The following is a 12,062-nucleotide window of genomic DNA, read 5'->3' as shown; positions in this document are numbered from 1 at the left end:
CGAGGTATGCGTGGCATGCTCGTCTCCATGGACGCCGAAGAACTCGCCGCCAGATGGCGAGAGCGACTGGAATCCTGGGCCATTCCCGACGAGATCATGGCCCAGGCTCCGGTCGACCCGTGGAGTCACTCGCCTGAGCGGTTCGGCACCCGAACCGACAGGGCGCTGGCCGAGCCCGACGACGGGCCGACCATGACCCGGCTCTCGGAGGCGCTGCCCGACAAGGGCACGCTGCTCGACGTGGGCTCGGGCCCAGGTGCTTCGTCTCTGCCGCTGCACGAGCGCATCGGCCACCTCTACGCGGTGGACCCCTCGGCGTCGATGCTGGAGGGGCTGACGGCCAGGGCGGAGAAGCTCGGCGTGCCGGTCACGGCGATCGAGGGCCGCTGGCCCGACGTGGCCGGCGACGTGCCCATGGTGGACGCCACCATAGCCGCGCACGTGGTCTACAACGTCCCGGACCTGGCTGGCTTCCTGAGGGCGCTCGACGAGCGCACGCAGGGGCGGGTGGTGCTCGAACTCACGCACCGCCATCCCATGAGCTGGATGACGCCGCTGTGGCAGCACTTCCACGGGGTGGACCGGCCGGTCCGGCCCATCGCCGAGGACTGTGTGGCGCTGGCGGCGGCGCTCGGCTATGCCGTGCAGGTGGAGGAACGGGAAGCTCCCCTGGAACGGTTCACCTCGCTGGAGGACCTGGCGGCCAGCGCGTGCCGCAGAGTGTGCCTCGATCCGTCCAGGGCGGAGGAAGTGGCGGCCATGGTGCTGGAGCTGGGCATGTGGCCGTTGCCGCGCGACCGTTGGGTCACTATTTGGTGGGAATGATCCCGCTGCGGGCCGCGTTCTTGCCCATGAGCTGACAGCTCCCGGACGAGACGCGCCGTACCCGGAACGCCAAGACGACGCACGCACCGCAGTCTCGTCTCAAGGGAGTTCCGATCATGGCGTGGATCATTCTCGTGCTGGCCGGCGTCTTGGAAGTCGCCATGGCCCTTTCGCTCAAGCTCAGCAACGGCTTCGGCAATCTGTGGTGGAGCCTGTCGTTCCTGGTCACGGCCGTGCTGAGCTTCGGGCTGCTCTCGTACGCGCTCAAGAGCCTCGAAGTCGGCACCGCGTACGCCGTCTGGACCGGCGTCGGCGCCGCGGGCACCGCGGTGCTGGGCATGATCGCCATGGGAGACGAGGTCTCGCTGCCCCGGCTCATCTCGATCGCGCTGATCCTGGCGGGGGTCATCGGCCTGCGGGTGCTCGCTTGACGTTTCGGCCTGTCACGGGTTGGGTGGCTGCGTGATCGAAATCCATGCCGTCACCATCGACGCCGCCGACCCGTACGAGATCGCCACCTGGTGGGGCAAGGCCACCGGGCTGCCGCTCGGCGAGGGCGACCAGCCGGGCGACGACGAGGTCATGCTGCGCACCAAGCAGGACCCGTTCCTGCTGTTCATCCGCGTGCCCGAGGGCAAGACCGTGAAGAACCGGATCCACCTCGACGTCAACGGCACCGAGGGCAGGACCCGCGACGAGGAGGTCGAGCGGCTCATCGGGCTGGGCGCGACCGTCCACGACGACCGGCGGCAGCCCGACGGCACCGGCTGGGTGACGATGCTCGACCCCGAGGGCAACGAGTTCTGCGTGTGCCGGAGTCAGGCGGAGCGGGAGGCGCAGGGCTGAGCTCACCGGTCGGTGCTGGCGCGGCCCCGCATGGTGAGCGTCAGGACGCCGGCGATCAGGTAGACGAGCGCGCCGTGCCACAGGGCCCCCACGGCCGAGCCGAACACCCCTTCGCCGTCGAGCACGAGCTGCACCGGATAGTCCAGCACGGCCGTGATGGCCGCGGGCAGCAGCGAGAACTTCCACGGGTGCTTCAGCGACCAGAGGCGGGCCTGGCGGGTCACCCGGTCGCCCTCGTTCGGCTTGGAGACCGCGCCGATCGCGGCGATCAGGGCGAACAGGCTGATGCCCAGGCCCAGCGCCCACGGCAGGTCGCCGCCGCCGGTGATCACGCCCAGGCCGAAGCTGGTCGCGGCCACGGCGCCGCCGCCGACGGCGGCGGCCTTCCAGGGGGCGCCACGGAGCGCGGCACCCGACAGCGAGACTTCATCTCGTCGGCTGATTTCGTTCATGTCACTCATGCTGCCTTTTCGGCCCCCTTGAGGGCATCGGGGACCGACCCTGAGCCATCCCTGACATCATTCGGACATGCAGCAAAGTGAGAAAGTGCTCTTCCGCGAGGCCCGCAAGGAGGACGTGCCGGCGATCGTGGCGATGCTGGCCGACGACCATCTCGGCGCCACGCGCGAGGGCGACCCCGGCGACGAGCGCTATCTGGCGGCGTTCGAGCGGGTCGACGCCAACCCGTACGACGAGTTGATCGTGGCCGAGCAGGACGGCGAGGTGGTGGGCACGATGCAGCTCACGTATCTGGCCGGGCTGTCGCGGCTGGGCGCCGAGCGGTGCCAGATCGAGGCCGTCAGGGTCGCCGCCGGCGCCCGCGGCCAGGGCCTCGGCGGCCGGATGATCGAGTGGGCCGTCGACCGGGCCCGGGAGCGCGGCTGCGCCATCGTGCAGCTCACGTCCGACAAGTCACGTACGGACGCGCACCGCTTCTACGACAACCTCGGCTTCACGGCCTCCCACGTGGGCTACAAGCTCTCGCTGAGCTGAGCCAGCATCCAGCGGCACCAGTCGGCCCGGTGCCGCTCGTAGCTCAGCCCGCAGCGCAACGTGGCGTAGTTGCCGAACCGGGGATCGCCGAAGGCGGGCGGCCCGTCGAATGACGCCTCCTGCCGCTCGTACTCGGCCAGCCGTTCCTCGTGCGCGGCGAGCTGGTCGGCGAACATCCTCCTGACCAGCTCCGGCTCGGCCAGCCACGACGCGTACGTCTTCAGCACCAGCTCGTCGCGCTCCGGCCGCTCGCGCGGCGGCTCGGTGACCCATTCCCGCAGCGCCGCCCTGCCCTCGGCGGTCAGGTGGTAGACCTTCCTGCCCTGCGGCCCGGGCCCGTGCTCGGCCTCGAACCCGACCAGCCCCCCGGCCCGCAGCTTCTGCAACTCGGGGTGGATCTGGCTGTGCCCGGCCGTCCAGAAGTAGCCGACGGGCCGCCGCATGGCCGCGGCGAGGTCGTACCCCGTGCGCTCGCCGCGCGCCAGCACGGCGAGGATCGCGAATCCCAGCGTTGAGGTCATGGTTCGCCCAAGGATATGGTGCTCCTACAACTATGTCAGTTCTGACATAGTTGAGAAGAAGGGGCGGCCATGCGCGTGTCGGTAGGTGTGGTGGGGCTCATGGTGGCGGTGCTGACGGCCTGCGGGGGCGCGGCCAGCACCGGTGCGGCGGCGCCCGGCCCGAGCACGGCTTCTGCGGCGACGACGTCGGCCCCGGTTCCCACGGGCCCGAACGTCTCCGGCTGCTTCACCGAGGCGGACGGCAAGATCTTCGAGCACGACGGCGGCCTCCCCGGCGTGATCACCGGGGACGGTCCGGTGGGCGTGGTCGTCACCTACGAGCGCCGGGGCAACGTGTGCACGTGGCGGCCCCTGTCGGACCGCCTCGTGGCCGCCGGCTACCGAGTGCTGCTGTACGCCAGGGGCTCTGCCACGCTCCCCGAGGACGCCGCCGTCGCCATGGGCCGGCGCCTGGCCAAGGAGCCAGGCGTCAAGCGGATCTTCCTGGTCGGGGGCTCGATCGGCGCCACCACCGCCGTCCCCGCGGCGCTGAAACTCGGCTCGAAGGTGGCCGGCGTGGTGGCCGTCTCAGGCGAGATCAGCAAGGAGAACGCCGCCAGGCTGACCGTCCCGCTCCTCCAGATCGGCTCCGCGAACGACGGGTACGGCGGCGCCGGCGACCTGGCCGCGGCGCACGACGCCGCCACGAAGGCCCCGGACAACCAGACGATGGTCATCCCGGGGGAGAGCCTGCACGCCTCGGCCCTGTTCACGAGCCCTCACGGGAAGGACGTGCTCGACCGGATCGTGGCGTTCATGGACCGGCACAAGGGCTGATCTCGACCAGGTTGTCGTGGAAGCCCGGCCCCCTGCCCATGTCCCCGTCCCGCTCGGCCACGACCGCGTTCGGGTTGGCGCCGCCGGGGGTCAGCTTCGGCCAGCGCCCCTTCGGCGAGGCCACCACCCCGGCCGCCACGCGGTCGCTGATCTCCACGTCCGCCAGGAACCCGCCGCCCTCGTTGTGCACGCGTACCCGCTGGCCGTCCACCAGCCCCCGGGAGGCCGCGTCGGCCGGGTTGACCAGCACCACCGGGTCCTTGGCCCGGCGGCGCAGCTCCGGGTTGTTGCCGAAGGTCGTGTTGAGGAACGTGTGCGAGGCGGGCGTGACCAGCGCCAGCGGGTACGGCGAGGCGCCCCTGGCGCGGACCGTGTGGGGCGGCGTGTACGCCTTGCCCGCCGGCGGGAAGCGCAGCCTGCCGGACGGCGTCGGGAAGCCCTCGGCGAACGGCGTGAAGGGCTGGGGGTAGTTCATCCGCACCCAGCCCTCCTTGCGCAGCCGGTCGAGCGTGACGCCCTCCAGCGACGGGTGCCCGCTCGACAGCAGCTGCTCGGCCAGCTCCAGGTCCGAGTCGAACAGCGACGGCTCGGTCATCCCCATGTGCGCCGCCAGCCGCCGGAAGGTCTCCGTCGTGGACAGGCACTCGCCGGGCGGGGGGACGGCGGGCTCGTTCCAGAGCAGGTAAAGGTGCCCGTATCCGGCGTGCAGGTCATGGTGCTCGGTCTGCATGGTCGCGGGGAGCACGATGTCGGCGTAGTCCACGGTGTCGGTCGGGAACTGCTCCATGACCACCGTGAACAGGTCCTCGCGGGCGAGCTGCCGTCTGATCGCGTTCGAGTTGGGGCTCGAACCGGCCGGGTTGGCCGCGTACACCCACAGGCACTTCACATCATCGAGTTGGGACCCCAGCTTGGTCATGACGAGGGTGCGGACGGGCTTGGCCAGCAGGTCGTTGCGCATGTCGATGTCGAAGTGCACGTGGCCCGAGGTGGAGTACGCGATGCCGCCGCCGGGGTGGCGCCAGTCGCCGGTGACGCCGGGGATCGAGGCGAGCGTGCGCAGCGCGGTGCCGCCGCCCTGGTTCCGCTGGATGCCCTGCGTGGCGCGGATGGCGGTCGGGCGGGTGTGGGCGAGCCGCATCCCCAGGCTGTGGATGGCGGCGGCGGGGATGCCGGTGATTTCGGCCACAGTCTCGACGGGATATCTCAGGATCTCCTGGCGGAAGTCCTCCCAGCCCTCGGTGTGCTCGGCCAGGAACTCCTCATCCTGCGCGTTCTCCGCCAGCACGACGTTGAGCAGCCCGAGCGCGAGCGCCGCGTCCGTGCCCGGCCTGATCGCCAGGTACTCGTCGGCCTGGTCGGCCGTCCTGGTGCGGATCGGGTCGATGGCGACGACGTGCGCGCCGTCCGCCCGCGCGTCCTGGATGAACTTCCACAGGTGGTGCCCGCTGGTCAGCGTGTTCGTGCCCCAGAGCAGGATCAGCTTCGCCAGCGCGAAGTTCTCGGGGTCCATGCCGCCCGGCGTGCCGTTCGTCCGCATCAGGCCGCTGCTGCCGGCCGCCGAGCAGATGTTGAGCCAGTGCTTGGAGGCCCCCAGCACGTTCCAGAACCGCCGCCCGGCCACGCCCTCGCAGCCCTGCAGGTAGCCGAGCGTGCCGGTGCCCAGGTACGGCCAGATGGCCTCCCCGCCGTGCTCCTCGACGATGCCGCGCAGCCGCTCCGAGATCTCGTCGAGCGCCTCGTCCCAGGTGATGCGCTCGAACTGGCCGGAGCCCTTGGGGCCGATGCGGCGCATGGGGTGGAGGATGCGGTCGTCCGCCCGCGTCTGCTCGAGGTAACGGTTGACCTTCACGCACAGGGCGCCCCTGGTGTACGGGTGGTCGGGGTTGCCGCGAAGCTTGACGGCCTCGCCGTTCTCGACGCTGACCACCCAGGAGCAGCCATCCGGGCAGTCCAGCGGACAGGCCCCCAAAACCCTCAACTCACCCGACATGGGACACAGACTACGTCCCGTACCTGGAATGACGGGAGACGCGGAAATGCGTGTAGCCTGCCCGGTGCGACGTCCGCGGGGGACGATTGAGGACACTGGAAACCTGGAGATCGCACGGTCCGCCCGGGAAGGTGCAGAATCGCTGTCGGTGGCCGAAATCAGGGAACGAGATGACACGGAGGACCTCGAGGGGGATCCAGCCGTGGTTGAGTCACGCGCGGAAAGCGACGTCTACGTCGTAGAGCCGCTGCTGCCGCAGCGCCTTCGCCGCCCTTCCGACCTGCTGCGATTCTTCGCCACCCTCATCGTGCTCGGCGCGGTCGTCCTGCTCGCGCTGGTCGCCAAGCAGACGCTCATCGGCCTGGAGGCCGACGTCAAGGAGGGTGCGCAGCTCGTACCGCTGCTCAGCAGGATCGCCGCCTTCCTCGGTGGCGCGGCCGTGCTCATCGTGCCCGCGGCGTTCGCGGTCGAACGGGTCTTCCACCGCGACGGGCTGCGCGTCGCCGAAGGGCTGATCGCCGCGATCATCGGCATGGCCGGGTCGTTCCTGCTCGGGCAGTGGCTGGTCGCGGGCAACGTCGACGACCTGCGCGTGCTGTTGACCGGCGACCGGACGATCGAGCCGGTGAACACGCTGCTCACCTCGGTCGTCGCGTACGCCACCGCCGTCCGCATCTCGCGCCGGCCCACCTGGCGCATGCTGATGTGGACCACGATCGCCCTCTACGTCCTCGCGTTCTTCTCCGGCAGGCAGATCACGCTGCCCAGCGCCATCGTCACCGTGCTGGTCGGCATGGCCATCGGCTACGCCACCCTCTACGGCGTCGGCAGCCCCAACACCAGGCCGCCGGGCAGCGCCGTGGTGGCCGCGCTGCGCAAGCTGTCGTTCGCGGTGATCTCGGCCCGCCGGATCGAGGACGACCACCAGGGCAGCCGCCGCTACGCCATCGGGCTCAAGGACGGCACCAGCCTCGACGTCACCGTGCTCGACCGCGACCGGCAGGTGGCCGGGCTGCCGTACCGGCTGTGGCGGCGCATCAGGCTCAACTCCGAGACCCGGCGCCGGGCCATCAGGTCGCTGCGGGCCGAGCTGGAGCGCGAGGCGCTCATGGCGTACGCGGCCCAGGCGGCCGGCGCCAGCACCCCCCGCCTGCTCGGCACCAGCGAGCTCGGCACCGAGGCCGCGATGCTCGCGTACGAGCACATCGAGACGCGCCCACTCGACGAGGTGCCCGACGAGCAGATCGACGACGAGCTGCTCGCCCAGATCTGGGAGCAGGTGGAGCTGCTGCAGATCCAGCGCCTGGCGCACCGGCGGCTCACCGGCGACGGCATCCACCTCGACCGGGCCGGCCGCGTCGTGCTGACCGACGCCCGCAGCGGCGAGATCGCCGCCGGAGACCTGCTGCTCAGGCTCGACATCGCCCAGCTCATGACCTACCTGGCCCTGCGCGTCGGCCCAGAGCGCTCCGTGCGGGCGGCGGCGGCCGTCATGGGGCCCGACACGCTGGCCGCCGCCATGCCGCTGCTCCAGCGCATCGCGCTGACCAGGGAGACCCGCTCGGCCCTCGCCAAGAACAAAAACCTGCTGGCCGGCATCCGCGAGCACATCGTCGCGCTCAAGCCGCAGGCCAAGGTCGAGGAAGTACGCCTCGAACGCTTCAAACCGCGCACCCTGATCACGATCATCGCCAGCACGCTGGCCGCGTACATCGTGCTCTCCCAGCTCAGCCGGGTCGACATCTACCGGGTGGTCACCACGGCCAACTGGGCCTGGTCCGGGGTGGCGCTGCTCGCGTCGTTCGTCAGCTTCGTGGCCGCGGCCCTGATGCTGCGGGGGTTCGTGCCCGAGCCGCTGCCGCTCTGGCGGACCGTGCTCGTGCAGTTCGCCTCGTCGTTCGTCAAGCTCGTCGCGCCCGCCGCCGTGGGCGGGGTCGCGATCAACACCCGCTACCTGCAGAAGCGCGGCATCCCGCCGGCGAGCGCGGTGGCCAGCGTGGGGGCCTCGCAGCTCATCATGCTGGTCTTCCACATCGCGCTGCTGCTGCTGTTCGCCTACATCACCGGCTCCACCACGACCACCTCGTTCACCCCGTCACGCGGCCTCGTCCTGGTGCTGCTCGCGGTCGCGGTGCTGGTCGTGGTGGTGCTCGGCGTGCCGCCGCTGCGCAGGCTGGTGACCTCCAGGCTGCGCAAACTGTTCTCGAACGTGCTGCCCAGGCTGCTCGACGTGCTGCAGTCGCCGCGCAAGATGGTGGAGGCGTGCACGGGCACGCTCATGATCACCCTGGCGTTCGTCCTGTGCCTGGACGCCTGCGTCGCCGCGTTCGGCGGCTCGCTCAGCTTCACCGCCTGCGCGGTCGTCTACCTCACGGCCAACGCCATCGGCTCGGCCGCGCCCACACCGGGCGGTCTGGGCGCGGTCGAGCTCGCGCTCACGGGCGGCCTGACCGTGGCCGGCGTGCCCGCCGAGCTGGCCACCTCCGCCGTGCTGCTGCACCGGCTGCTCACGTTCTGGCTGCCGGTGCTGCCCGGCTGGGCCGCCTTCACCTACCTCCAGCGGCACGAATCCCTGTGATCAGCGGGCCGTGTGGCGCGCGGTGATCTTGTCGATGGCCCCCAGCTCGTCCTCCGTGAAGTCGGGGCCGTCCACGCACGCCACGTTGTCCTCAAGCTGCCGCACGCTGCTCGCCCCGATCAGCACGCTCGTCACCCTGGGGTCCCTGAGCGTCCACGACAGCGCCATCTGGGCCAGCGTCTGCCCGCGGCCCCTGGCCAGCTCGTTGAGGTCGCGGGCCAGGTCGACGTCGATCCTGTCGGCGCTGAGGAACCTGCTCGTCGCCGCCCGCGAGTCCGACGGCACGCCGTCGAGGTAGCGGTCGGTCAGCAGGCCCTGCGCCAGCGGCGAGAACACGATGCAGCCCATGCCCGCCTCCTCCACCGCGTCGAGCAGCCCGTCCTCGATCCACCGGTTGATCATCGAGTAGGACGGCTGGTGGATGAGCAGCGGCGTGCCCAGCTCGGCCATGATCCGAGCGGCCTGCGCGGTCTGCTCGGCTGAGTAGTTGGAGATGCCCGCGTAGAGCGCCTTGCCCGAGCGCACGGCCCGGTCGAGCGCCCCCATGGTCTCCTCCAGCGGCGTCTCCGGGTCGGGCCGGTGGCTGTAGAAGATGTCGACGTACTCCAGGCCCATGCGCCGGAGCGACTGGTCGAGGCTGGCCAGGACGTACTTGCGCGAGCCCCACTCACCGTACGGGCCCGGCCACATGTCGTAGCCGGCCTTGGTGGAGATGATCAGCTCATCCCGGTATGGGAGGAAATCGTCGCGCAGGATGCGGCCGAAGTTCTTCTCCGCCGAGCCGTACGGGACGCCGTAGTTGTTGGCCAGGTCGAAGTGCGACACCCCGAGGTCGAACGCGCGGCGCAGGATCGCCCGGGAGTTCTCGATGGGCCGGTTGTCGCCGAAGTTGTGCCACAGGCCCAGGGAGACCGCGGGCAGCTTCAGCCCGCTGCGGCCGCTGCGGTTGTACGGCTGCCGCTCGTAGCGGCCGTCGTCGGCCTGATAGGTCATGAGGTGCCCCTCTCGATGATCCAGGAGAGCGCGAAGGCCTCTTCGCGCCAGGCGTCGTAGCGCCCGCTGCGGCCGCCGTGTCCGGCGCCCATCTCCGTCTTGAGCAGGAACGGCCCGCCGCTCGCCGTCGCCCGCAGCCTGGCGATCCACTTCGCGGGCTCGTGGTAGAGGACGCGGGTGTCGTTCAGGCTGGTGATGGCCAGGATCGGCGGGTACGGCCGCCCGTCCACGTTCTCGTACGGCGTGTAGCCCTTCATGTAGGCGTAGACGTCGGGGTTGTGCAGCGGGTCGCCCCACTCGTCCCATTCGATCACAGTGAGCGGGAGCGACGGATCCAGGATGGTGTTCAGCGCGTCCACGAACGGCACCTCGGCCACCACACCCGCGAACTCCTCGGGCGCCAGGTTCGCGACAGCGCCCATCAGCAGGCCGCCGGCCGAGCCGCCCCTGGCGATGATCCGCTCGCTCCAGCCGCTCGCCTTCAGGTGCCTGGCCACGGCCACGAAGTCGGTGAACGTGTTGCGCTTCCTGGTGAGCTTGCCCTCCTCGTACCAGCGGCGGCCCATCTCACCGCCGCCCCTGACGTGCGCGACGGCGAAGACGAACCCGCGGTCGAGCAGCGAGAGCCTCGGGACCGAGAACCCGGGGTCGATGGAGGTCTCGTAGCTGCCGTACCCGTACAGCACGGTCGGCGCCGGCTTGGCGGAGTCCTTGCGCTTGACGATGGACACCGGGATCCGCGTGCCGTCCTCGGCCGTGGCCCACTCGCGGAACTGCTCGTAGTCGGCCGGGTCGTAGCCGCCCAGCACCGGGCGCCGCTTGAGCAGGATCAGCTCGTGCGTGTCGAGCTCGTAGTCGTACACGCTGGGCGGGGTGACCATGCTCGTGTAGGCCAGCCGGAGCCGCGTCGTGGTGAACTCGGGGTTGCCCGCGGGGCCGACGTCGTAGAGCGGCTCGGGGAAGTCGATCTCGTACGCGTTCCGCTCGGCGGCCTCGATCCGCTCGCGCCCGCCCTGGACGTCGTCCGGGTACGGCAGCACGCGCAGCCCGGTCAGCCCGTCGCGGCGGAAGTGCACCACGGCGTGGTCGGAGAACGCGTCGATCTCCAGGAGCCTGGTGTCGTCCCGGTGGGCGATCAGCGGGGTCCAGGTGCCGGGGGCGTCGAGCGGGGCGGTGGCCAGCTCGAAGTTCTCGGCGTTCTCGTTGTGGAGCACGTAGAAGAAGTCGCCCGCGTGCTCGACGCCGTACTCGACGCCGGTCTTCCTGGGACGCACGACCGCGAACTCACCGGTGGGATCGGTGGCGTCGAGAATGCGCACCTCACTGGTGATCTTGCTGCCCGCGCCGAGCACGAGGTACTTCTCGCTGCGCGTCAGGCCGATGCCGACCCAGTAACGCTCGTCGCCCTCCTCGTAGACCAGCACGTCCTCTTCGGTGCCGAGGGTGTGCCGATAGACCTGGTACGGGCGCCAGGCGTCGTCGACGCGCGTGTAGAAGAACGTCGAGCCGTCGGCCGACCAGGCGCCGCCGTAGAAGATGTCGGTGATCTCGTCGGGGAGCAACTCGCCTGTCGCGAGGTTCTTGAACCGCAGCGTGAATCGCTCGTCGCCCTTGAAATCGGTCGAATAGGCCAGCATCGTGCCGTCGGGCGAGACGGAGCTGGTGCCGATCGAGAAGAACGGGCTGTCGCCGGCGAGCTCGTTTCCGTCGAGAATCACCGCCTCGCGTTCGAGAGTGGCGCCCGGGGTGATCTCCGGGGGCGCGTCGCTGTCGGCCGGGACCCGGCAGGAGACGGCGTACTGCTTGCCTTCGGAGGTACGCGAGAAGTACCACCAGGAGCCCTTACGGCTGGCCACCGAGAGGTCGGTTTCCTGCGTGCGGCCCTTGATCTCCTGGAACACCTGCTCCTGGAGGTCGGAGAGGTGAGCGGTCTGCTGTTTGAGAAACTCGTTCTCCGCCTCCAGATAGGCGGTGGTATCGGGATCTTCCTTGTTGCCCAGCCAGGCGTACTCGTCGATGACGGTGTCACCGTGGTGGGTGCGCTCAGTCGGAACCTTCTTCGCCACTGGCGGCGTGTTACTGCTCACGGGGGGAGTCTATGTTCGGTCGTGATCGATCTGTGTCCGTCGAACGTGGCGAAGCGGCACGAGGGGTCGGGAGCGCTGCTAATCTTGAAGAGCCGACGAAGTGCGGCACAACCCTTCTTCTCCTCCTCCGTCACGGCGGACGTGCGCGTCCACTCGTGAGGGCTGGTAAGTTAGAGGGGTTGTCCCGGAAACGGGGCGGGTCTTAATTTCCGCAAGTCGAGCAAGTCCGGTCAATTTGACAGGAACTTGAACGGCTGACAGACTTAAGACACAACGAAATGAACGCCTCCGAGCGAAAGACCGAAACGGTTTCAAGCAAGGAAGTACGCGTCCGTTTCTTGAGAACTCAACAGTGTGTTAAAAGCCAGTGCATGAGTAACACATGCATATCCCCGTCATTATTGACGGTT

11 protein-coding genes and 1 riboswitch are annotated in these 12,062 nt (G+C 69.7%); of the genes, 6 read left to right on the top strand and 5 right to left on the bottom strand.

The genetic code is table 11. From position 1 onward, the window contains the following. Window positions 1-27 precede the first annotated feature (27 nt). The 3 genes from ABZS69_RS53460 (at window position 28) to ABZS69_RS53450 (ending at window position 1,671) form a co-directional block, all read left to right on the top strand. Window positions 28-825 carry a class I SAM-dependent methyltransferase gene (locus tag ABZS69_RS53460; protein WP_355388720.1) on the top strand — a complete coding sequence of 266 codons (798 nt, stop codon included), beginning with the start codon at window positions 28-30 and terminating at the stop codon, window positions 823-825. 25 nt (window positions 826-850) lie between these two features. Then, window positions 851-909: riboswitch (guanidine-III (ykkC-III) riboswitch) on the top strand. Between the two features lie 32 nt (window positions 910-941). After that, entirely contained in the window at window positions 942-1,256 is a 315-nt protein-coding gene (locus tag ABZS69_RS53455; protein ID WP_355388718.1) for a multidrug efflux SMR transporter, read from the top strand. 31 nt (window positions 1,257-1,287) lie between these two features. Further along, window positions 1,288-1,671, top strand: a complete 384-nt coding sequence (locus tag ABZS69_RS53450) for a VOC family protein (protein ID WP_355388716.1) — start codon at window positions 1,288-1,290, stop codon at window positions 1,669-1,671. A 2-nt stretch (window positions 1,672-1,673) separates the two neighbouring features. Here ABZS69_RS53450 and ABZS69_RS53445 read toward each other — a convergent pair whose 3' ends face one another. Then, on the bottom strand, window positions 1,674-2,123 hold the full coding sequence (locus ABZS69_RS53445; protein WP_355388714.1) for a hypothetical protein: 450 nt from the start codon (window positions 2,121-2,123) through the stop codon (window positions 1,674-1,676). Window positions 2,124-2,199: 76 nt separating this feature from the next. Here ABZS69_RS53445 and ABZS69_RS53440 point away from each other — a divergent pair, with 76 nt between their 5' ends. Continuing rightward, window positions 2,200-2,664, top strand: a complete 465-nt coding sequence (locus ABZS69_RS53440) for a GNAT family N-acetyltransferase (protein ID WP_355388712.1) — start codon at window positions 2,200-2,202, stop codon at window positions 2,662-2,664. Here ABZS69_RS53440 and ABZS69_RS53435 read toward each other — a convergent pair. Beyond that, window positions 2,643-3,185 (bottom strand): PadR family transcriptional regulator, encoded by a 543-nt coding sequence (locus tag ABZS69_RS53435; RefSeq protein ID WP_355388710.1) that lies wholly within the window; start codon window positions 3,183-3,185, stop codon window positions 2,643-2,645. The two genes, ABZS69_RS53440 and ABZS69_RS53435, sit on opposite strands and share 22 nt — an antisense overlap. A 69-nt stretch (window positions 3,186-3,254) precedes the next feature. On the opposite strand from ABZS69_RS53435, the gene ABZS69_RS53430 reads away from it, so the two are divergent. Further along, complete coding sequence (locus ABZS69_RS53430) at window positions 3,255-4,001, top strand: hypothetical protein (protein WP_355388708.1); 747 nt, start codon at window positions 3,255-3,257, stop codon at window positions 3,999-4,001. On the opposite strand, the gene ABZS69_RS53425 is transcribed toward ABZS69_RS53430, so the two are convergent. After that, on the bottom strand, window positions 3,979-5,994 hold the full coding sequence (locus ABZS69_RS53425) for a molybdopterin-dependent oxidoreductase (RefSeq protein ID WP_355388706.1): 2,016 nt from the start codon (window positions 5,992-5,994) through the stop codon (window positions 3,979-3,981). The two genes, ABZS69_RS53430 and ABZS69_RS53425, sit on opposite strands and share 23 nt — an antisense overlap. 202 nt (window positions 5,995-6,196) lie before the next feature. Between ABZS69_RS53425 and ABZS69_RS53420 the strand changes: the two genes are divergently transcribed. Continuing rightward, window positions 6,197-8,572, top strand: a complete 2,376-nt coding sequence (locus tag ABZS69_RS53420) for a lysylphosphatidylglycerol synthase transmembrane domain-containing protein (RefSeq protein WP_355388704.1) — start codon at window positions 6,197-6,199, stop codon at window positions 8,570-8,572. On the opposite strand, the gene mgrA is transcribed toward ABZS69_RS53420, so the two are convergent. Both mgrA and ABZS69_RS53410 read right to left on the bottom strand, forming a co-directional pair. Next, on the bottom strand, window positions 8,573-9,565 hold the full coding sequence (gene mgrA / locus ABZS69_RS53415) for an L-glyceraldehyde 3-phosphate reductase (protein WP_355388702.1): 993 nt from the start codon (window positions 9,563-9,565) through the stop codon (window positions 8,573-8,575). After that, window positions 9,562-11,652, bottom strand: a complete 2,091-nt coding sequence (locus ABZS69_RS53410; RefSeq protein WP_355388700.1) for a S9 family peptidase — start codon at window positions 11,650-11,652, stop codon at window positions 9,562-9,564. Before ABZS69_RS53410 ends, mgrA begins: the two co-directional genes overlap by 4 nt. Window positions 11,653-12,062: the final 410 nt, after the last annotated feature.

This window comes from Nonomuraea sp. NPDC005650 (assembly GCF_040605375.1).
Taxonomy (GTDB): domain Bacteria; phylum Actinomycetota; class Actinomycetes; order Streptosporangiales; family Streptosporangiaceae; genus Nonomuraea.
Note: the sequence above shows the minus strand (reverse complement) of the source record. Positions and strands in the feature narration are given on the sequence as shown.

Coding starts and splice junctions, on each gene's coding strand:
- ABZS69_RS53430 (WP_355388708.1), top strand. CDS start 3,255: ATGCGCGTGTCGGTAGGTGTGGTGGGGCTCATGGTGGCGGTGCTGACG.
- ABZS69_RS53460 (WP_355388720.1), top strand. CDS start 28: ATGGACGCCGAAGAACTCGCCGCCAGATGGCGAGAGCGACTGGAATCC.
- ABZS69_RS53440 (WP_355388712.1), top strand. CDS start 2,200: ATGCAGCAAAGTGAGAAAGTGCTCTTCCGCGAGGCCCGCAAGGAGGAC.
- ABZS69_RS53445 (WP_355388714.1), bottom strand. CDS start 2,123: ATGAACGAAATCAGCCGACGAGATGAAGTCTCGCTGTCGGGTGCCGCG.
- ABZS69_RS53435 (WP_355388710.1), bottom strand. CDS start 3,185: ATGACCTCAACGCTGGGATTCGCGATCCTCGCCGTGCTGGCGCGCGGC.
- mgrA (WP_355388702.1), bottom strand. CDS start 9,565: ATGACCTATCAGGCCGACGACGGCCGCTACGAGCGGCAGCCGTACAAC.
- ABZS69_RS53455 (WP_355388718.1), top strand. CDS start 942: ATGGCGTGGATCATTCTCGTGCTGGCCGGCGTCTTGGAAGTCGCCATG.
- ABZS69_RS53425 (WP_355388706.1), bottom strand. CDS start 5,994: ATGTCGGGTGAGTTGAGGGTTTTGGGGGCCTGTCCGCTGGACTGCCCG.